At 41.3% G+C, this 1009-nt stretch carries 1 protein-coding gene and 1 pseudogene; one reads left to right on the top strand and one right to left on the bottom strand.

Annotated elements, in window-relative coordinates:
- Nucleotides 1-115: pseudogene (locus tag VTH8203_RS25150) on the bottom strand (integrase); the annotation flags it as partial.
- On the opposite strand from VTH8203_RS25150, the gene VTH8203_RS17970 reads away from it, so the two are divergent.
- The gene (locus VTH8203_RS17970; RefSeq protein WP_096994890.1) at nt 109-750 is read left to right on the top strand and encodes a hypothetical protein; all 642 of its coding nucleotides are present in this window, start codon (nt 109-111) and stop codon (nt 748-750) included. The pseudogene VTH8203_RS25150 and the gene VTH8203_RS17970 sit on opposite strands and share 7 nt — an antisense overlap.
- Nucleotides 751-1009: the final 259 nt, after the last annotated feature.

Raw genomic sequence — 1009 nt, 5'->3', positions numbered from 1 at the left:
GACGAACGGCACGGGAATAGGCATCAATGGTAGCAGGTCGTTTACCTTGCAGCTTAAGATTGGTAAGGTGTTGTTCATAAAGAGAATGATAGCGATTGAGTTCATTGGGTGTCATGGTATTTACTCCTGTCTATCCCATCGGGTGATGGGGTATCAGAAGTATGGCGTTTATGTGCTTTACTCTGCCGCGCAGCGGCTTCGTTCAACAAGGCTATTGAGAGAATTTTGGAAGGGGACAATGAACTACTCACAAAAATGTTCTTAGCTGACGAGTTTGATATATTGAAAGCACCTTCCCCAGAAGCTAACCATTTACCTAAAGACTACATGTTGTTGTTAGGCTATGACGATATCTACTTATCAAGTAGTTATGAAATGCTTCTGTATCTCGAATCTAGCGATTTGGAACGACAAGAGCTTAATGAATTTGTAAAAAACAAACTCAAAAATATGCATGCGTTTTTTAAACTAAGTGAGGGTGAAAAGGTGGATATCCTTCATGAGTACTATGATCGACTCACTTCTATAGAGCATGCAAGTAAGCGCAAAGTATTTTTCATTGTCTATTCCTTATTGCCTCGATTCTCTGCTTACGCAAAGTCATATCAGTTTTGGTTGTATTCCAAGAAAAATACAAACCATGAAAAGTCTAGAATCAAGAAGGTGTTGGGGGACTACAAAGAGTTTGTCCCAAGCGCTGACTTTGGCTCAAAAACGATGAGTGGTGGTATACAAAATGAAATCACATAACAAATAAGGATTAAGCGTTGCGCAGCCAACGTTAAATCCCGAGTGTTGGACAAGCCCGAGCCTCTATATAAGTAAATTGTGCGATCTGCTCTAGAAGGGTGGCGGCCTTGATGCTTTTCTCAAGGCGAGCGCAGGTATTGTAAGGTGGAGAGTTCCGCCTTATCAATGGGTTAACTGGCTAATGTTGGTTCTTAGTGGCTGTTTCTCCTTCTCTTGTTGATGACGGCCATTATCCTTATTATTAGATGCCTTTCGGCTA

It is taken from the genome of Vibrio thalassae (genome assembly GCF_900089835.1).
GTDB classification, from domain to species: domain Bacteria; phylum Pseudomonadota; class Gammaproteobacteria; order Enterobacterales; family Vibrionaceae; genus Vibrio; species Vibrio thalassae.
This window is presented reverse-complemented; position numbering and strand designations above follow the sequence as displayed.